General features: G+C 27.8%; 15 protein-coding genes. 7 read left to right on the top strand and 8 right to left on the bottom strand.

Annotation, left to right across the window (positions count from 1 at the left end; all coding sequences use genetic code 11):
- Positions 1-2,833: 2,833 nt before the first annotated feature.
- From rapZ to kdsD, 6 genes are all read right to left on the bottom strand, one after another.
- Entirely contained in the window at positions 2,834-3,685 is an 852-nt protein-coding gene (gene rapZ, locus GFV14_RS02485; RefSeq protein WP_457914097.1) for an RNase adapter RapZ, read from the bottom strand.
- A gap of 3,293 nt (positions 3,686-6,978) precedes the next feature.
- Positions 6,979-7,704, bottom strand: a complete 726-nt coding sequence (gene lptB, locus GFV14_RS02490; RefSeq protein WP_457914098.1) for an LPS export ABC transporter ATP-binding protein — start codon at positions 7,702-7,704, stop codon at positions 6,979-6,981.
- A complete protein-coding gene (gene lptA, locus GFV14_RS02495; RefSeq protein ID WP_457914099.1) occupies positions 7,692-8,258 on the bottom strand; it encodes a lipopolysaccharide ABC transporter substrate-binding protein LptA in 567 nt (188 codons plus the stop codon). Before lptA ends, lptB begins: the two co-directional genes overlap by 13 nt.
- Positions 8,255-8,836, bottom strand: coding sequence for an LPS export ABC transporter periplasmic protein LptC (gene lptC, locus GFV14_RS02500; RefSeq protein ID WP_457914100.1), 582 nt, complete (start codon positions 8,834-8,836; stop codon positions 8,255-8,257). The genes lptA and lptC overlap by 4 nt, the downstream gene beginning before the upstream one ends.
- 37 nt (positions 8,837-8,873) lie before the next feature.
- A complete protein-coding gene (gene kdsC / locus GFV14_RS02505; RefSeq protein ID WP_457914101.1) occupies positions 8,874-9,413 on the bottom strand; it encodes a 3-deoxy-manno-octulosonate-8-phosphatase KdsC in 540 nt (179 codons plus the stop codon).
- A gap of 16 nt (positions 9,414-9,429) precedes the next feature.
- Positions 9,430-10,398: an arabinose-5-phosphate isomerase KdsD gene (gene kdsD, locus GFV14_RS02510; protein ID WP_457914103.1), complete on the bottom strand. Its 969-nt coding sequence runs from the start codon at positions 10,396-10,398 to the stop codon at positions 9,430-9,432.
- Positions 10,399-11,660: 1,262 nt separating this feature from the next.
- Between kdsD and mlaF the strand changes: the two genes are divergently transcribed.
- From mlaF to murA, 7 genes are all read left to right on the top strand, one after another.
- Positions 11,661-12,464 carry a phospholipid ABC transporter ATP-binding protein MlaF gene (gene mlaF / locus GFV14_RS02515; RefSeq protein ID WP_457914104.1) on the top strand — a complete coding sequence of 268 codons (804 nt, stop codon included), beginning with the start codon at positions 11,661-11,663 and terminating at the stop codon, positions 12,462-12,464.
- A 6-nt stretch (positions 12,465-12,470) separates the two neighbouring features.
- The gene (mlaE, locus tag GFV14_RS02520; protein ID WP_457914105.1) at positions 12,471-13,253 is read left to right on the top strand and encodes a lipid asymmetry maintenance ABC transporter permease subunit MlaE; all 783 of its coding nucleotides are present in this window, start codon (positions 12,471-12,473) and stop codon (positions 13,251-13,253) included.
- Between the two features lie 3 nt (positions 13,254-13,256).
- Positions 13,257-13,739 carry an outer membrane lipid asymmetry maintenance protein MlaD gene (gene mlaD, locus GFV14_RS02525; protein ID WP_457914106.1) on the top strand — a complete coding sequence of 161 codons (483 nt, stop codon included), beginning with the start codon at positions 13,257-13,259 and terminating at the stop codon, positions 13,737-13,739.
- A 50-nt stretch (positions 13,740-13,789) separates the two neighbouring features.
- Positions 13,790-14,416, top strand: coding sequence for a phospholipid-binding protein MlaC (gene mlaC, locus GFV14_RS02530; RefSeq protein ID WP_457914107.1), 627 nt, complete (start codon positions 13,790-13,792; stop codon positions 14,414-14,416).
- 4 nt (positions 14,417-14,420) lie between these two features.
- Positions 14,421-14,711, top strand: a complete 291-nt coding sequence (mlaB, locus tag GFV14_RS02535; protein ID WP_457914108.1) for a lipid asymmetry maintenance protein MlaB — start codon at positions 14,421-14,423, stop codon at positions 14,709-14,711.
- A gap of 287 nt (positions 14,712-14,998) precedes the next feature.
- Positions 14,999-15,256 (top strand): BolA family protein, encoded by a 258-nt coding sequence (locus GFV14_RS02540; RefSeq protein WP_457914109.1) that lies wholly within the window; start codon positions 14,999-15,001, stop codon positions 15,254-15,256.
- Between the two features lie 54 nt (positions 15,257-15,310).
- Positions 15,311-16,573 (top strand): UDP-N-acetylglucosamine 1-carboxyvinyltransferase, encoded by a 1,263-nt coding sequence (gene murA, locus GFV14_RS02545; protein WP_457914111.1) that lies wholly within the window; start codon positions 15,311-15,313, stop codon positions 16,571-16,573.
- A gap of 1,664 nt (positions 16,574-18,237) precedes the next feature.
- Here the strand turns inward: murA and GFV14_RS02550 are convergent.
- Together GFV14_RS02550 and GFV14_RS02555 are read right to left on the bottom strand one after the other, a co-directional pair.
- Entirely contained in the window at positions 18,238-19,632 is a 1,395-nt protein-coding gene (locus GFV14_RS02550) for a Do family serine endopeptidase (protein WP_457914112.1), read from the bottom strand.
- 515 nt (positions 19,633-20,147) lie between these two features.
- Positions 20,148-20,522 (bottom strand): ZapG family protein, encoded by a 375-nt coding sequence (locus GFV14_RS02555; protein ID WP_457914114.1) that lies wholly within the window; start codon positions 20,520-20,522, stop codon positions 20,148-20,150.
- Positions 20,523-21,855: the final 1,333 nt, after the last annotated feature.

Below are 21,855 nucleotides of genomic sequence, written 5' to 3' on the forward strand. Positions count from 1 at the left end.
ATTTCTTTGCATCGAGTATAATTTTCTAATTAATAAATTATATTGAAGATATAGAATTTATTACATTATCTATCTAAATTATTATGCTTAATCTGAAAAGACACTATCTAAAAATACTTCACCCATATAGTATCTACTTAATATATTTTTATAAATTCATTAAATTGTATGCAGATAAAAATAATTAATATGTATTATTTATTATAATATTATTCGTTATTTCTGAATTTTTTCAAGAAAAACTTACATATCGACTGTTATATATTTTAATATTTACACTTGTAATACATGATAGTCTTTCTCATAAACAACATTTATGTTTTTAATGATCTTATTATCTATGATAATAAAAATAAATGTTAGCATTGTAACTAAGGTTAATACAGATATCGTCAACTAAATTATTTTAATACCTACATCTAGGATGCTAGAGTCTATTTCTGCTAGATATATTTTCTAACATTTAAAATAATAATACATTAATAATATTTCTAAAAAAAATCGTTAAAAGTATAGATCATTGTCGGTTAATTTTAAAGAGATATAATATCACATAAAATATTTACTGCATTACTTTTAAGGAAATATATATGTTGAATTCTTAAAAAATAATAGTTCAATTTATCGAAAAGCTTATTATATAATTCTCATATTTTAAATTTTTCTTATATTGATAGGATATGAGAAAATTATTTTATTTATAAAATTCTAAATAAGATTTGTAATTAGATTAACTGTTGTAAGAAGTACAGATATTTTAATCATTACATATGTTATCATGTTAATATATAAAGTAGATATTATAAATTAGTAGCGACGATAGATTTTATTTATTTTTTATCTAAAATTTTTTTATTTTACATATACATTTTCTAAGCCCTGTAAAGTTTTTATAAAAATTATAAACTCATAATCAATAGTGACCATATTCATGTTGTATAAATATAAAAGAAAATAAATTCATTATACTAATAAGTTAATTTTATTTAAAAAAAATTAAAATATTATATTTCATATTTTAAAATATAAAAATCATAATTGTAAATTTAAATATATTATAATTTTATTAAATTAAATGTCTTGATATGATCATGTAACATATATATTTATAATATATTATGTTTAAAAAATTATTATTTCTAATATAGATAAATAAAAAAATAAGCTATATATAATAAATGTTTATTTTAAAATTAATTTTTAATTTATATATCATAAATAATAATATTTATATATTACAAAAAGTAACAATTTATAAAATTTTATTTTTATAAATAACATTATCATATAACAAAAATCATTTAAAGTATTATACTAATACTATTATTTTCTATATTATATGATAATTTATTTAAACATTAATTATATAATAAAGATTATAATTTATAATTGTATGCATGCATTATTATTTTTATTTGAATAGTTTTATTAGTATAAAAATTTATATATAAATAAAATAATAAATTTTGATATTTTAAGTAATTATAAGCTTATTTGTATACTTTAATGAATATAATTTAATTTTGATTTAAAATTTCATCCATGCAACAATATAATATAATTTTATAGCCAATAGTTCTGGTCACATCCATTATCTCCTCAAATTTACATGATGCTTGTATCTTACTTTAAGAAACAAGAAAATACGCCATATTTTATCCAGGAAATAAATCTGTAATATGTATCTTGTTAAGTAATATTCATATATTACACTTCATCAAGATAATTAAAAATTAAAATCTTGACTCTATAAAATATATATTTATTACAATACAATTAAAAATAATCAATTCAAAACATATAAGCATCCTAAAAAGATATTTATTTTTTCTTAAAGTACATAGGAAAAAATACAATAATGTTACTAAATAAAATCATTTTAATCAAATCGAAGATAGAAAATAAACATTATCAATAAAGTATAAGTGTTAGCAACAAATAAAATAAATAATTAATCTTGAGAATAAATATATAAGCATTATTTAGCTAATTGTTTACTATTTTAATAATTAATCTAAAAGTAATTAAACACACATTCTAGAAGAGATATTCAATATAATCAATAAACTATCTCAAAACTAACTCTCATTTTGAACAGTACGCACATTATCCTCTTAGTTATTTAATATGGTAAATTTTTAATAATAGTAAAAATAACTAAGCGCTAGATGATTTTAATAAGATGAACAGCTATTATTAACTTGGTTAATTAAATGTGAAGTAATAATATACACGCAGTTTTACTATATTTCATTAAATCATACTATATCTCCTGTTAAAACAGAATTATACTCTAAACTGCGTAAGTAAATAAAATTGTAATTTTATAAAACTATCAAAACTAGAACCCATCTAATCTCCATTCATAAAAAATAGCAGCAATAATAACCAGGAAAGATACCGGAAGTAAATTATTACTATTAATCTTTCATATAACAAAATACACGAAAACATTACTCCAAGCTATCCAATAAATATTACCCAGTGAATAATGCTGTTTACATAATCAAAACAACGCTAATAATATCATAGTATAATTTAGTTATACTAATAAATCACATGCCATTTCGCATATTTTTAAATGTATCATTTAATACTTCATACAATAAAAACTAAAAACTAAAAACTAAAGAAATAGCTTATTTTATCAATACGTTAAGATATTCTACACCTAAATTATTAATAATATTGATGTGTGTAATATCAGACAGTAATAAAATTATAAAAAAACAATTACTTCGTCTAATGCAATCAATAAAAATTTAATTAAATAATATAGTGCACTTCATATAGATGTTAAGATAATTATTTATTGTAATAATTTTCACTTACATCACTTGAGTTTGTCTAACGTTCTATGACGGGATTGAACGTTTTTTCCGCGAGAACGAAAGTAATCTGCTAATTGTTCAGCTACATAAACCGAACGATGTTTGCCACCTGTACAACCTATTGCAATAGTTAAATAGCTACGATTATTAATTTCTAACATTGGTAACCACAGCTCAAGGTAACCACGAGTCTGATAAATAAAATTACGCACTTCAATATGTCTATCCAAAAATATAGAAACAGAACGATCCAAACCTGTCATAGGACGTAATTTTGGATCCCAGTGTGGATTAGGCAAAAAACGCACATCAAAAACATAGTCCGCATCTATAGGAATGCCATGTTTAAAACCAAAAGATTCAAATACTATTGTCAGTTCACGCTCACGCTTACCTAATAATCGTGTTCTTAGCATTTCTGCTAATTCATGGACTGACATTTCAGAGGTATCAATCACTAAATCAGCACGTGATCGAAGTAGTTCTAAGATTTTACTTTCTTCATCAATAGCATTTTCAAGCGATAGGTTTTTACTTGAAAGAGGGTGTAATCTCCGTGTATCACTATAACGACGAATTAACGTATTACGATCAGCATCTAAAAATAATAGTTGTGGAGAAAAGAGTGAGGGTAATCGATCCAGCGCTTCTTCAAAAATATCTGGATTATCAGGCATATTACGCACGTCAATACTCACAGCAGCTGAAATATTACGATCCGCTAGTGAAATTGCAAGCTTAGGAAGCAGTACAACTGGCAGATTATCTACACAATAGAAATTCATATCTTCCAGAGCACGTAAGGCAACAGATTTTCCTGAACCGGAACGGCCGCTGACGATCATCAGCACCATGAGCTCACTCCCTTTTTAAATTATTATTTAATCACAATTTTCCTAATAAGTCTCTGTTTATTATTGATCGAAAATTAGACATTATTCAGTTTTTTACGAAAAAAAATACAAGGTTAATAAAATGAACTCAAATTTTTAAATTTCGTCACCATTCTTCCAGATACAACACAACTTTCCTATCTAAATCAATATATTTATGACGACTGACATTTTTGAAATTACGTTAACATATCGAGTTAATTACATTGTACTGTTTAATTATTGAATATAGAATACAATATATACCATCAATAAATACTTTACTTATGCAGCCACTATCTACTAGACTAACATTCATATATACTAATGATATTTTTGTACCAATTATACAGCATCAAACCATTTCTATTTGTGGTATAAATTATTAGAGCTATAATTTCGTTAAGTAAACCTTAAATGCTTATTATACGAAATATATTACTTACTTCTGAAAATTGTTATTTGTATTCATCATCTTATTAATTGTCCATATCTATATTCTTAATTTAATCGCATACATGATAAAAAATAACGTTCTGTTTTACGACTACAAAAGACATTAACCTTGAGATCTGTTTTTCACGTAAATTCAACAAACGTATCCCTGTTATTAACAGGTTACGTTTATTCTTAAATTTTATATAGTAATATATACGTTTCTAACTAAGAAAATTATCAGTTGTATATACCACAAATAACTATTTTAAAAATATACAAAATACAAAAATACTTTTACACATATTAACTGCTCAGTTTTATGTTAATTTTTAATTTCTCAGAAACAAAAGTCAACTTTATTGAAATATATCTAGAATTATTTCACTACTGTAAGGCTTTTACATTCTCACACAATATACATGGTCATCATGTTTAAAAAATTCTGACTAAAATCTATACGCACATTGCAAGATTTTTATTAAAAACATAAAAATTTCACAAACATCTCTCCATGAGAGATTAAATTAATTTTAGTATCATCTACTTAGCGTAGTATACTAGATAAATCATAATTTTTTATTTATATTGAAATTTCTTATAAAATAATACATCTGATAATTTTTTAAAAAATAGGAATCAAATATAAAATATATCTTATACTAATCCGTAAGAACAAGAGATGAGAATAAACACTCAATAGGTTAGTCATCAACCATATAAAATATAATTGGTTCTTCCAGATTTAAAATACAAAACAACTAGAATGCGTCTGATTGTTAATAAAATTCTACGTGACAATTAAAATTCTTTTTTCAAAATTTTTTATTCCCACTGTTCTCTTGTTAGAAATACTTAAATATCTTATTTCTAAGTAACTTTTAACTTTACGTCTAACAACTCTTGAGTTATTTGAAATACACATTTTTATTTTTTCAAATCAATTTATTACATGTATAAGTTAAAAAATAAAGATTTTATTAAAACCTTTAGATCACGCTATTTATTTTATATTGTAGTTAGAACTAAAAACCAAGTTAATTAGAGTAATCACATAATTTGATATTAATTCTCGTCCTAACTTAAATCTTGTGTCTTTAATATTAGAAACTATTCAAATTAAATACTGATATATGTCCATTAAAATCATTTCACTTATCTGCAAGATATAACTCAATTTATTTATAATAATGTATATAAATTTTATCTTATTTTCTTGATAGTAAATCAATATAAAAATCACTTTATTAACTACTTTTACTATAGTAAAATATATATCATTTTATTTTATAAGTGCATAGATACAGTACTACTAAACCGTAAGGTAATGTCAATAATCTGTTATACTTTGCAACTTAAAAAGCACTTAAATGCTCCAGGTAAGAATAAATAACTATTATATTCTTCTAATTTTTAAAACAATTTTATGTAATATCTGATTATCTTTAATGTCATCAATTCTTCTTATTTTATCAATTTAATCAAATAAATATATCTTTTATATTAGAACAAATCATAATTAAACAATATTATCCTACAAATGAACATGCAGTTTTTCCATGCTGCGCAATTAGCGTATTCATGAATTTACTGTCACTTAATATTTACTCTAAATATTGAAAAAACTAATTTTTTTAATTAACGCACTTGTTACTCACTAAAAATTTTTTACCTTTATCAGTAATAAAGTAACTAGAAAAGACTGAATTTATACATATTTTACCTAAAAGGTAATATCTATAACAGTATTAGTCATACATTTTTATATAAAAAAGTTCAAAAGATATTTATTCTTTCTTAAAATACAAAGAATTTTCAAAGCACGTTTTATTATAACTTTTTAGAACTCTTATTAACTTTTATACCCTGTAAACTACAAAAATATATTTCAAATCCTTACTCGTTTATTAAATATTATCTTAAGAATTTCTAAGAACTTTAACACTTAATCTAAGACCGTCATCTACATTTAATACAATTTTTTTAGTCAGTACTCCGCTATTTTCATAATAACATTATATATGATCTATAAAACCTCTCAAATATTGATACAATAAATAGATTATATATTTAATATGAAGATTAAATAAGTATCTATTTTTAAAAATTCTAATTTTTACATCAATTAATTTCCTTAGGAAATGAAAGTAATAATTAATTAATATTTTAATTTTGTAATTAAGATAATAAATACTTCTACTAAACTTTCAGTATACTTGTTAGATAAAGATATAATTGAAGCAATAAATATCACTCTTCACACTGCATTTCTCTACTATTAATCCTTTTATAAATATATTTAATATATATAGTCAAATAACCTGACTTGTGAAATTAATCGATGCTCACTATGATAATAAGTAAATCTTTTTATATTATACTCTCAGTTGTATAAATTGATAAACTAAATAACCTTCAAGTATTTATGTGCAGTAATCTTGATTTAAACATCACCAATCAAAACTATGATTATTCCTAGTTTGGTATAAGATTTTTGTAGTATAAATCTAGTGCTCATTAACCTTAAATCAGTTTATTAAAAAATAGCACTTATTTATGTGTATATTGAGTGCGTAATTAATATCTAATTTTACTACTGTTAAGTATATTGATAAGTATTATAAAAACTTAATTTTAAAATTTTTTTCTGTCTAAATAACAGGTTACTTCTAACTAATAATTTAATCTTTTATTTTCTTAAAAATTATAGAACAATTTTAATAAAATGAATAATTTTCTGTAATAAAGAGTGTCTTATAAATTTCAGACTGATTCTAATTTAAAAACTTTATTTCATAAATATACTTTATTTCATTTTAATCAAAAACATAATAGGTAAATTATAATCTAAAACCTTCTCCTAAATAAACACGTTTAACTTGCTTATTTTCAAGAATTTTTTCTGGAGTGCCATATGCAATAAGACGTCCTTGACTAACAATATAAGCTCTTTCACAAACATCCAACGTTTCACGTACGTTATGATCAGTAATTAAAATACCTAAGCCATAATCACGCAAGTGTTGAATAATTTTTTTAATATCTAAAACTGAAATAGGATCAACGCCTGCAAAAGGCTCATCTAATAAAATAAATTTAGGATTTGCAGCTAATGCTCGAGCAATCTCAACACGACGACGCTCTCCACCTGATAATGATTGCCCAATATTATCACGTAGATGAATAATACTAAATTCCTTCATTAGCTCTTCAGCACGTTTTTTACGCTGTTCTAAGTTCAAGTCATTACGAATTTCTAATACTGCCATAAGATTCTCACAGACACTAAGGCGACGGAAAATTGAAGCTTCTTGAGGGAGATAACCAATACCACGGCGTGCACGCTCATGAAGTGGCAATAAAATAACATCTTCACCATCAATTAATATTTTTCCTGAATCTCGTTGAACAATCCCGACTACCATATAAAATGTGGTAGTTTTTCCGGCACCATTTGGGCCTAAAAGACCAATAATTTCACCAGATTTAACTTCAAGACTGACGTCTTTGACCACTAGACGTTTTTTATATGATTTTGCTAAATTTTCTACGGTTAATGTAGCCATAATGTTTGCTTACTCTTTTTATTTGTTTCTTTTAAATCTTTGTCCTGCAACTGTGATGGTAATAATACAGTAGTTACACGCTTTCCTTTGTTACTAAAAGCTTGCATTTGTTGTGTTGAGATAATATAAATGATCTTATCACTTTTTATATTACACTCTAACTGCTCAAGGTAAACATTACCTGTTAACGTCAGAAGTTCTTTATCAACTTCATAACGCACTTTTGTCGAATAACCGTTGACAGGTTTATCATTATCTTGTAACTGATAAAAAGTAACTGGTGCGCCAAAAGCTTCTATGATAATTTTACCGACGTTTTTACTGAAACGTGTGACAATAACTGTATTAGCTCTGATATCAATAGAACCTTGTCTAATAACAACATCATCAGTAAACGTAGTGATGTTTTTTTCTAAATAAATGGATTGCTTAACAGAAGTAATGGTCACTGGCTGTTGCATGTCAGATTTTAAGGCTAAGGCAGGCATGCTAAAAACAAAAATCATACAAACAATAGTTACTTGCATAAAATATTTGTTGTGTACTGGATTCATTTTTTTTCTCTTTTTTTTTGTAGCACATAATAAGTCTTAATATCTTCAATTAACTCCGTGCTTCGCGTGCGAAAATTACCACGCATTTTTAAACCAGTAGAATTTAATCCCTGTCCAATAATAGTGACTTTATCATCTGATAAAATATCTTGTGTAATTAAATTGATTATAGCATTTTGTGTTAAAATTCGTTGAATTTGCAACTCTGCACCTAAGTTATCAACTTGTACATTATTATATAAATAAAGTACTTTATTATTCATTAACTTAGCTTTTCGTGATTTCATTATCCAAGCAGGAATACCTACATTATTATAAATTGTTAGTACTGGATTAGTAAACCAAGTCACTTTTTCTGTTGTATAATTATCAATATTATCTGACACAAGTTGATACGATAACTCACCAAATGGGTTGTAGATAAAAGTCACAGCATTATCAGTATGATAATTAGGCTCCCTTTTATTTATTACATGATCTGTAAATGTTTCAGTATTATAACCAGATAAATTCCAACCAATCAAACCAAGCATTCCAAAAGACATTAAGATTACTAACCATTTTTTAGTATTTCTCATGAAGATCTCTATTTTTTAAATCGATAAATTTGTAGCTTTATTGTTTTTTATGCTGTGAAAAAAGAATAAGGTCACAGAGTTCACGAACAGCTCCTTTTCCGCCGAGCATGCAAGTTTTGTAATCTGCTTTTTGTAAGAGTAATGGATGAGCATCCGCAACTGCGACAGAGAGACCCACTTTTTCCATTACAGGCAAGTCAATTAAATCATCTCCAATATAAGCAGTGTCTTCTTGAGTTAACTTGAGCTTCTCTAATAATTCGTTATATGCCAAAAGCTTATTACTTTGTCCTTGATAAAGGTATGTAATACCTAATGTCTTTGCACGCTTATCTATTAATGGTGCTGTCCTAGCCGTGATAATAGCAATTTCAATGTTTGATGTAAGTAAACAACGAATACCGTAACCGTCTCGAGTATTAAACGCTTGTAATTCTTCGCCATTATTTCCTATATAAATTAACCCATCTGACATGACACCATCAACATCAGATATTAATAATTTAATCTTAGCAGCTTTTTTTAAAACAGCTTGAGTAACAAGACTATAACAAGTGTATCGATAATAAGAATCCATTATAATTCCTCTTTTTTTATACAACGCCAATATCTAGAATATTATGCATATGTAATACACCAACTAGCTTATTATTTTCTGATACTATTAGTGAAGTTACGTGTTTAGACTTCATAAGATTCATCGCTTCTACAGCAAGAATGTTAGCAGTAACTTGAATGCCACCAGAAGTCATAACATCCGAAATTTTTACATTATTAAAATCAATGCCCATATCAAAAATACGACGTAAATCTCCGTCAGTAAAAATGCCAACAATATTCCTTTGATGATCACAAATTACTGTCATGCCCATTTTTTTTCGAGTCATTTCAAGTAAAGCCTCAGGTAATGTTGCTGTTTGAGCAATATTTGGAATATCATCACCTATAGTCATTAAATCACGTACTACAAGTAAAAGTTTACGACCCAGTACACCACCAGGATGAGCTAAAGCGAAATCTGTGTAAGTAAACCCCCTTGCAGTAAGAAGAGCAATAGCTAATGCGTCTCCCATAACGAGTGTTGCTGTAGTACTTGTTGTTGGCGCTAGCCCTAATGGACAAGCCTCTTTTGGAACCTTAATACACAAATGAATATCTGCATTTTTACCCATATTACTCTTAGGATTATTTGTCATACAAATTAATGGGACTTCAATACGCTTTAAAAGAGGTAAAAGAGCAAGAATTTCAGGTGCTTCACCTGAATTTGAAATAGCTAGTACAGTATCTTTATTCGTTATCATGCCTAGGTCACCATGACTAGCTTCTCCAGGATGAACAAAAAATGAAGAGGTTCCTGTGCCTGAAAATGTTGCTGCAATTTTTCGCCCAATATGTCCGGACTTTCCCATACCCATTACAATAATTTTTCCTTGACACACAAACATCTGCTGACAAGCACGATTAAAATCATCGTTGATATATTGTTTTAAATTTTTTAAACCTTCACTTTCAATATGCAGAACTTCTTGACCTATTTGTTGAAAATTAATATTTGACATTATCTATTCCATACTTAGATTTTTAGCTAATTACATTAGAAATCATAAATTATATAATGAATACATACTATTCGTAAGTACTGCATTAACTCCAATGAACATTAATGGTTCAGTGTTATTTAAAAGATCACTGAATGTAATGAAGTAAAACTGAAGTAAAACTGAAAAACATACGGTTTAGTATTAGATTCATCGTATACACAAATAAAATAATAAACATTTATATTTTTTAAAAAATAATGATAAGTTGTTTTCAAAAAACTATTTAGATTTTTAAATATCATTTTTATTTACCTTATTAGTATGATACGCTATTATGGTAATAAAATAAGTTGAAAAATATTTTAATTAATAAAACTGTTCTTACTCTATATACTAAAACCATATATCCAAATAGAAATTAATATATATATTTATACATTACTATATATGCTCAAAAACAGTGTTCCAGTTAAATACATTCTCTTAAATCATTATCTAAAAATAACGTATACTACTATCGTGATATTTTAAAATATGATGAAAGTCTGTGTTAGTGATAATCAGACAAAGAATATTATTATGTTTTGATAATGATAAATCTACACAGCTTTAAAAAATTCATGTATCTCCTGAAAAGACTATAATATAAGTAAAAAATTTTAGTAGTAAGAATCATACATCGTGATAAATACTCAAGATTTACTAGATAGAACCGCACTAAAAAGCAAGAAATTTTATAGACAAAACGGCTTAATGGCTTATAACCCCTGTATACAAAATTACCGTAATATGCAAAGTATATAGTAGAAGAGAAGTGTAATGCGAGTAAAAGATTTCAGATGTTATTTATCATATATACGTTACTACTATCTAAGATAGTAATATGCAATAAAATTGCTATATTTTAATATTAATTCCTAATTGTTATATCATTAAATTCACATTATATTAACTGGAAGTACTACTAAATCTACAAAAACCATGAAACTATTTTAATATCATATTTAATATCTCAAAGAAACATTATCTATCTTTTATATTACATAAAAATCAAATAAATCTAAGCGTTCTCCGCTATAATTAGGAAAATAATTATAGTTAATAATACTTGCATTCTTTATTGTAATCATAAAATAGATTATTTTAATGTAAATAATTATATTACATGTACTACCTACCATATCACTTAAAGTATCTAAGTCATATACTTCTGTAAAGTATTTTATTTACATATATTTATAAAGTATCACACTACATAATTTCATGAGCTATCAAATAAAATGCAAACAAAAATAGATAATCTAGTTGAAGTACGCGATATGTCTTTTACTCGTGGTACCAGTACAATATTTAAAAACATTAACTTAACAATTCCACGAAAAAAAATCACAGCAATTATGGGACCATCAGGGGCTGGTAAAACTACATTATTAAGACTCATTGGCGGACTTCTTCGTCCAGATCAAGGTGAAATTTGGTTTGATGGAGAAAATATACCTGCATTATCACATTCGAAGCTTTATCAATCTCGTAAAAAAATGAGTATGTTATTCCAATCAGGCGCATTATTTACTGACATGAATGTATTCAATAATATTGCATTTCCTTTACGTGAACATACTAATCTGCCTAGAAGATTAATCCATACAACGGTAATGATGAAACTAGAAGCAGTTGGACTACGTGGTGCCGCAAAACTAATGCCCTCTGAATTATCAGGTGGAATGGCAAGACGTATAGCATTAGCTCGTGCAATTGCGCTTGATCCAAGCCTGATTATGTTTGATGAACCTTTTGTTGGGCAAGATCCTATCACTATGGGAATTTTAGTGAAATTGATTGATAAACTCAACGAAGCGCTTGGCGTTACTTGTGTGGTAGTCTCACATGATGTCCCTGAAGCGCTAAGTATTGCTGATAAATCTTATATAATTTCCCAAAAATATGTGCTTGCCGAAGGTACTAGCGATCAGATCTATAATCACCAAGACCCTCATGTGAGACAATTTTTAGATGGCGCTGCATCTGGTCCTATACCGTTTTATTTTTCTGCCAATAATTATTGGTCTGATTTATTAGGATAAAATAAGATGATATTAAAGGCACTCGCTTATTTTGGGCATCGATGGATAAAAATTTTCGAAGGACTTGGACAAGCTGGCTATATGCTATTTTGGGCATTAATTGGTACACCTGAATTTTTCAAACAATGGCCATTGTTAATTAAACAACTATATGCAGTTGGTGTAAAATCATTATTAATTATCACTGTTTCAGGGTTATTTATTGGCATGGTAATAGGATTACAAGGATATTTAGTTCTAAGAACTTTTAGCGCAGAGGCGAGTTTAGGTATGATGGTCGCATTGTCATTACTGCGTGAACTCGGTCCTGTTGTTACTGCTTTATTATTTGCAGGATGCGCGGGCTCTACACTAACTGCAGAAATTGGTTTAATGAAAACAACTGAACAAATTTCCAGTCTTGAAATGATGGCTATTGACCCACTGAGACGAGTAATCAAACCTCGTTTTTGGGCTGCTTTTATTAGCATGCCATTATTATCGCTAATATTTATTTCTATAGGTATCTTCGGTGGATCATTGGTTGCTGTAGACTGGAAAGGGATTGATGAAGGTTTTTTCTGGGCTTCCATAGAAACCTCTATTAATTGGCGTGTAGATATTATCAACTGCTTTATAAAAAGTTTAATTTTTTCTATTACGATCACTTGGATTGCATTATTCAATGGTTATAATTCAATTCCTACTGCGGAGGGAATTGGCCGAGCTACTACACAAACTGTTATTAATGCGTCATTATCAGTTTTAGGATTAGATTTTATACTTACAGCACTAATGTGTGGGCAATAAGTCATGCAAAGTAAAAAAAATGAAATATGGGTAGGTTGTTTTATGTTTTTAGCAATCATCGCAATGCTTTTTCTGTGTCTAAAAGTTGCTAATTTAAAATCAATTGGTAACCAATCAACTTATCAGATATCAGCATCTTTTGAAAATATAGGCAGCTTGAAAGAAGGCTCTCCAGTTAAAATAGGTGGTGTAGTGGTAGGTCGAGTTGCCAGTATTACGTTAAAAAAAGACAACTATATTCCTGACGTACACATTGATTTATGGAGTCAATATGACAACATCCCAGACTCAAGCTCATTATCAATTCGTACATCCGGTTTATTAGGTGAGCAGTATATTTCAATGAATATTGGGCACTACAGTGAAGAACTAGGTATTGCAACTTTAAAAAATGGGGGGCGACTCGAAGATACTAAACCAGCAATAGTTTTAGAAGACCTTATTGGTCAGTTTTTGTTTAAAAGCGGTGAGAGCTACAAAGCTTAATCTAAAACATAGTTATTCAACATTAAATATTAATTTACAGGGAATACATTATGTTGAAGTATTTAATAATGATAGTCATGCTAGTAATAACAACTAATGCACTAGCTATTAATCAAAATAACCCATATAAATTGATGAATGAAGCAATTGAGAAAACATTCACCAGACTTAAGAATGAACAAATACAAATCAGAAAAGATCCTAACTACCTACATATCATTGTGCGTGAAGAATTATTACCTTATGTACAAATTAAATATGCAGGCGCATTAGTTTTAGGAACTTACTATAAAAATACGTCACCTACTCAACGTGATGCATATTTTACTGCTTTTAAAGCCTATCTTGAGCAAGTTTATGGTCAAGCATTAGCAATGTATAAAGGACAAACATATCAAATTGCACCTGAACAACCACTCAAAGATAAAAATATTGTAGCTATCCGCGTAACTATTTTTGAATCTAATGAGCAAACGCCTGTTCGTCTTGATTTCCAATGGCGGAAAAATAGTAAAACTGGTTACTGGCAAGCGTATGACATGATTGCAGAGGGCGTGAGTATGATCACAACAAAGCAAAATGAATGGAGCGATATTCTGCGTAAACAAGGTATTAATGCCTTAACTAGGCAATTATGTATCAGTGCAAACACAAGAATTACTATAGACAAAAAATAATAACATGAATAATGTACTATTGTATAAACAATCTAATACAACACTCTTACTATCTGGCACTCTCAATAGTGAATCCCTGGTCAAACTATGGAAAAACAGAGCTCTACTATTGCGGCACGTTAAAAAAATTGATATTTCCGGATTAAAATATATTGATTCAACAGGAGTTGCTATGTTAGTTCGCCTTAAAGGCGAATTTGAGTCTAAGACCTGTTCACTAAACATTATAGGTATAAATGATAATTTTACGACCTTAATCAAGCTGTATGGCCTTGAATCATTATTAATAAGTTAAATTGTTAATTTATAAAAATAACATGTCTATATCTTGTAATATATTTGAAACATTTCTTTGGTTTGAGAATCGAGTTGTGTTATGTAGGGTATTGACATTATAGTTCTAGTTATTATTAATCGTATATTTAGAGAAACTCGCCTTTCAGATCTCTTACTGAGCCAGAAACTTTTTATGTGCTCATAAAATAACTGAGTTATCCAGGTGAGATAAGATAAATAATATCAACGAGAATATATTAGACATATATTTGTACTTATCATGATTAATCATAAAAATTAGAAACTATGGACACTAACGAAATAAAACAAATATTGATGAACAAATTATCTTTAGATGAAGTGATAGTTAATAGTAATGGCAACCATTTCCATATTATTGCTATCGGTGCTATGTTTGAAAATATGAATACAGTTAAACAGCAACAAGCTATTTATGGGCCATTAACGAAGTATATTGAAGATAACCGTATTCATGCGCTTTCAATTAAGGTATACACTCCTGAGGAATGGTCGCGTGATTGCACGATAAATAGTTTTAGTTAATAACCTATACTAATTGTATTTAAAAGCTCAAAGACAAGACAAGAGACTCACTGAGTGGATAAATTTCTAGTTCAAGGACCTACTAATTTAGTAGGCGAAGTGACAATATCTGGTGCAAAAAATTCTGCACTACCAATTCTATTTGCCACACTACTAGCTGAAGAGCTAGTAGAAATACAAAATGTTCCTAAACTTAAAGATATTGATACGACTATTAAATTATTAAATCAACTAGGAATTAAAGTGAAGCGTAATGGCTCAATTTATATTGATGCTAGGCATGTCACGGAATGTTGCGCCCCTTATAATCTTGTTAAAACAATGCGTGCTTCTATTTGGGCTCTTGGACCTTTGGTTGCACGCTTTGGTTGTGGGAAAGTCGCTTTACCTGGAGGATGTGCTATCGGTGCTCGTCCTGTTGATTTACATCTTTCTGGATTAGAACAACTCGGTGCTCATATTATATTAAAAAATGGTTATGTTCAAGCAACGGTTGACGGTCGTTTAAAAGGAGGAAATATAGTTATGGATAAAGTTAGTGTAGGGGCAACACTAACAATTATGACTGCAGCAACACTTGCTAAAGATATAACAGTTATTAAAAATACGGCTCGTGAACCAGAAATTGAAGACACTGCCAATTTTTTAAATACTTTAGGTGCAAAAATTACGGGCGCAGGCACTAATTGTATTGTAATTGAAGGTGTTAAACGTTTAACTGGTGGAACGTATCGTATTTTGCCTGACCGTATTGAAACAGGGACTTTCCTTATCGCAGCAGCAGTATCAAAAGGTAAAATAACTTGCCGTAATGCTTGCCCTGCCACACTTAAAACTGTCCTAGACAAGTTAAAAGAAGCAGGAGGTAAAATTGAAGTTGGTGAAGATTGGGTGAGTCTTGACATGGAAGGGAAACGACCTAAATCCGTGACTTTATCTACAGCTCCACATCCAGGCTTTCCTACAGACATGCAAGCACAATTTAGTCTTCTAAATTTAATTTCTAAAGGTACTAGCATGATTACTGAAAATATTTTCGAAAATCGTTTTATGCATATCCCTGAATTAATCCGTATGGGAGCTCATGCTGAAATAGAAAAAAATATTGTATTATGTCATGGTGTTAAAAAATTAATAGGTGCAAAAGTTATGGCTACAGATTTACGTGCATCAGCTAGTTTAGTAATCGCAGGCTGCATAGCAGAAGGCACAACAATAATTGATCGTATTTATCATATTGACCGTGGATATGAAGGCATACAAGATAAACTATGTGGTTTAGGTGCTAATATTGAACGCATTAAATCAGAAGATTAAGTGCTTTGTATAGCCATATATAGTTTTCTATTTTTACAGTAAATAATCTATTACAATAAATGTTTTACATACTAATGAATTAACAGAATATTAACATTAATCTATCACTTAATATATACTTTACTCTTTAATAATTTACGTATAAATAATCAGAATTCTTTCTAATTTTATTAGTTAAATCAAGATATAAACTTAATCTATTAATAAGAACAATTCTGTAAGTGATTTTAAAATCTGCAATCAAGTAAGTTGCATCCTTAATTATTATTATTAATAATTCTAAATATTGTCGAAAAATTATTCAGGAGATATTTGATGATGTATTTCAAAATTTTTACAAATCCTTTCGACATATTTTCACTACTTTATTTTTTTAGATATCATTCAAATCACTTAAGATATTCAATAATTAATATACATAGCGAATTTGAATTAGTTTCTATTCAACAAGTTTTTCAATAAGAACATTACAACCTTTTAGTTCATAATTGTAAAATATTTACAAAAAAAATCGTTATTTGAACGGATGACTTACAATGAGTGAGATCCATAAAATAAATAATAAAAATCTCAAGTTTTCCGTTAATGAAAAAGATGAGATCACCTGGAAGAATACTAAATGCAGCAACAAAAGAATTTCAAACTACTTGAGAAATTTACCGCCCTTAAATTTAGACTAATCTTGTTATTATTCATTTTAATTTTTTATAATTCACGTGTAGTAATTCCCATATAACCACGGATTACCTATTTTCTTGAATTAGTTTATTGATCATTTTAACAGAAAGAACTAAAAAAATTAAAAAATCTAATCCTTAAAAACCAACCATTTTTTGCAAGAAAAAGCATGTACTCATTTCAATAAATTTACTTTTAATATTAACTAGTACATCACCTTAATTTCCTGAGTTGATCGAAATATCTGTTTATAAAAAACTCTGTCTATGGGTGGTGCTTCAGCTAATAACATAACCTTTTTTTACGCTAATGATACCTGAAGTCACGGTTTACCTAATATTATATGAGCTACCAATAACAAAGACGACATCACGCATTCAAATAATACGTACATAATTGATTAATATTATAGGAAAATTTTTTGCATCAATTTTAGTACTGATCGATCAGTACATATATATAAACCAACTAATAATACATAAAAATAGCACTGTTTTATAATGCAACTAATATTTTATCAAAATTATTGACAATATGTTTATTTGTTATGATATACCAATTATCGTTTATAATCATTTTTGAACCAAGAGATTTAATTGCACTACTAGATTAGCAAAAATAATCTGTAAAACCATTAAAAACCTTAGTCACTTTAAGAAGTAGTTAACAAACGGTTTTATAATAACTTACAACTTCATTATCTATTTTTTATAAAGCAAATTTTCTCACTATTTCAGTCGTAAATAAGGAACTAGAATAATAATAATTATTTAGATTAATACACACAGAATCTCTAATAAAATAAACTTTTAATTATAAAGTATTGAATGTTTAACTTGTTAATTAAGAGTCATATAAACATATTACAAAACGAGTACAGAACTTTCTTCTATACTCGTTTATTTTTATATCTTGATATCTCATTTCACAGTTGTGTAAAGACTATATTAGACATTCTCATCACGTGCTTATAGTTATTCTAGATATTATCGTTGCATAAGTAGATATAATATTTCGCCACGACGTAATACCTTCATAGCTAGAACTGGAGGATGACTAGAAATTATTTTACGTAATTGATTAATATTTTCAATACGAACATTATTTACACCAAAGATTAAGTCGCCTTTTACTAACCCAACTGCTGCAGCTGGTGATTGAGGAGTAACATTATCAACTTGAATACCTTTAATATTCATGACGATTGCATTAGAAAGTGTTGCCCCAAGTAATGATGCACTTAGTTTTTCAGCTGTAGTTTTTCCACTTTCATCATTGCCTAGAGTAACTTTAAAATTTATTAATTTACCAGAACGAATGACACCAATAATAATTTCTTGACCAACTTGAGTGGTTCCAATTTTAGCTCTCAGTTCAGAAAAACTATTAATACGTTTACCACTAACAGAAACCAATATGTCACCGGATTTAATACCAGCCCTAGCAGCAGGAGATTTAGGTAATACTTCATTCACAAATGCACCGCGTTGAGCATCAATATTAAATGCTTTCGCGATATCAGAATTCATTTCCGTACCTTTAATACCTAAAATACCATGTTTTACTTCTCCGTGTTTAATCAATTGTTCACTCAGATTTTTTGCCATATTACTTGGAATAGCAAAACCAATACCGATATTACCTCCTCCAGGCGCTAAAATCGCAGTATTAATGCCAATCAATTCACCATTAAGATTGACTAATGCTCCACCTGAATTACCACGGTTAATAGAAGCATCTGTTTGAATAAAATTCTCTAACCCTTCAAGATTTAAACCACTACGACCTAGAGCTGATATAATACCAGAGGTAGCTGTTTGACCAAGGCCAAATGGATTACCAACTGCTACAGCAAAATCACCGACACGTAATTTATCTGAGTCTGCTATACTTACTGCGGTGAGATTTTTAATATCTTTTTCACGAGTAATTTTTAATAACGCAATATCAGTTTGTGAATCCTTACCAATTAGTTTAACATTAATTTCACGACCATCATTAAGCTGAATTTGAATCTGATCTGCACCGTCAATCACGTGATTATTAGTCAATATGTAGCCTTTTTTCTCATCAATGATAACTCCTGAACCTAAGACTTCAAATGATCTAACACTCTGTTGTGGTGAAGGTATATTTGGTCCAAAAAAGAATCTGAACTCTTCTGGAATTTGTTGATTTTGCACACGAGTACCAGAAACATGAATATTAACTACTGCAGGTAATACTTTTTCAAGCATTGGGGCTAAACTTGATATATTTTTGTTTTTTTCGTCTTCCGATAATAAAGGAAGCGATTTCGCACTACTAATTAAAGGTAACGCTAAAAAGGATAAACTGAGACTTACTGCTGCAGTGAGAAAAAATTTTTTTCTTTTCATCATTTTATAGATTCTCTTAAGAATAAAATTTACTAGACTGTAACAATGGCTATAATAGCTACAGGAAATAGGGTGTGTGGCTGATATCAGTTATGATTATTACTAATAATTATGACTATCTATTATGTTAAAAAATTTCTACAATAGTAAGCATGTAACCATGTATTTACATTTGTTGAAATCTAATGTAGATTAGAACTTACTTTATATACACTTTTAAAGTAAAAAGAAATATTTTAAATAACTGAATATTTAGTTGAAGATATTTAAAGAATTCTTTTATCAGAAGATTATGTATTATTTTTCCTAAAAAAGTCTAAATCATTTAAACAAATTAAATCTATAAATATATAACTGGAAATATATAAGAGAATCTATTTTACGTAAAGTAGAATAGCAAACAACAATATATTTTAAACATATAATAGATATTCATTTAGAATATATTAATAAACTCAGTTTTCTACTGAATAAAAGAAAAACTATTGTCTTTCTTTTTTCCTGTAATATAAATTAAATCAATTAGATACGTCTTTAGAGTAATATCTCTGCGGTATTTTTATTGGGGCTTGATCGTTATCTGCTTCAGACTCAGTTAAGTGATCATTAAACAAACTACGCTGCGCTAACATATTTGGCATTAATTCAGAAGAACTGTGTACCATGTGATGATGAAGCTGCCGATAATCATAAGCCATATTATCAAATAACTTTGCACTGCGAGAAAAGTGCTCGAGAAGCTCCTTTCTATATTCTTCTAACTCTATATTTTTTTTATCTAATACAGATTGTTCTGTTTTTTGTTGACAAAGTTTTAAGTTACCATAACGAAAAACTAATACTCCTGCAATAAAACCAATAACTAATCCAATGAGCGTATACTCCCATGTCATACTAATTCCTTTGTTGACTTACTGTTCCTAGAAATTAACCTTCTCTATCTATCTATAATTAAATCTCACTAGAGAGTAGTATAAACAAGGTGCATTATTTATTCTTTTCATATGAGTTCATAAAACTTTAGATAAAAAATTACATTTATGTATAAAAGTTAACTATTTCATGCAATGAAAAATTACAAGATTGATATCAATCAAAAATTACTTCATGCATCACGCTCTTTTCTTAGATATTAAAACACACAACTATTTACTTAAAAACTAAAGATATATGCAGTTTTTTCGTTGGTGAAATATCGATTAAAATCGATTTTCCGTATAGAATGTGCTAATTAAAAAATATTTAATAAGCTTACCGTGTATTATGCTCTTTTAAAAATTAGCAAGACAGTTTATCATACACAGAACAGGCATTATTAAAACAGTATTAAATAAATAGCTAAAGAGATTTTTATTAACGCTAAATGTAATACTAACAAAATTTTCGTAAATTGTTATACGTAAAACGTTAAAAAAATATACTGTTAATAGTATACTATAATATAGTTTATCACTTTAATATCAAAATAACATATAGTTAGCAAACAACTAAATGTTCACTCCTGTCAAATTACATTAACAAAAAGTAATATTTTCAAAAAGACCAAATCTTTTAACATGTATTTGTCTATAAAAAATTACTTACATGTTTTATAATATGTCAAAAAATTAAAAGCGATATAAGGAAAAATTTTAACATATAAACTATTATATACTAAAATTACTATTGAGATAGTAAAACATAATGTATTTTATATTTTCAATCTATTCACCAATCGTTAGTTCATCAACTATCTATTTATTTTTTTTAAAAACAAGATCATCGAATACAAAAACTATAAAAGATATCTATATGTTAACTGCAGTTTGTCACTACGGAATTCATTGTCTTTCTATTTCTTAGAGGACATGCTGAATACATTCTTAAATTAATATCAAAAAGAACTAGAATATAAATTATCAAAATTTTTTCACTAAATTATTAATATGATGACGTACAAAAAATGCTTTATAATAGTTAAAATAATTTTACTAGTATTGAGTTTTTTATTATTTTGCAAGATAATAAATGCTTCCTCAATGCAGTATTAGCTAAAAGGACGTATCTTTGAAAATACTGCTGTTAGAAGCTAATCATTACTTGTAAAAAAAATTGCTTATATTGATGGATATCTTAAGAAAAATCAAACTTATTTTATAATATATTTTAAGAAATCTAAAAACAAAAAAACACTTTAATCGTATTTTTATCAATTTATAAAAAATTGAAAACTATAAAATAGTAGAA

The sequence above is a fragment of the Candidatus Hartigia pinicola genome (assembly GCA_020541205.1).
In the GTDB taxonomy this organism is placed as follows: Bacteria; Pseudomonadota; Gammaproteobacteria; order Enterobacterales; family Enterobacteriaceae; genus Hartigia; species Hartigia pinicola.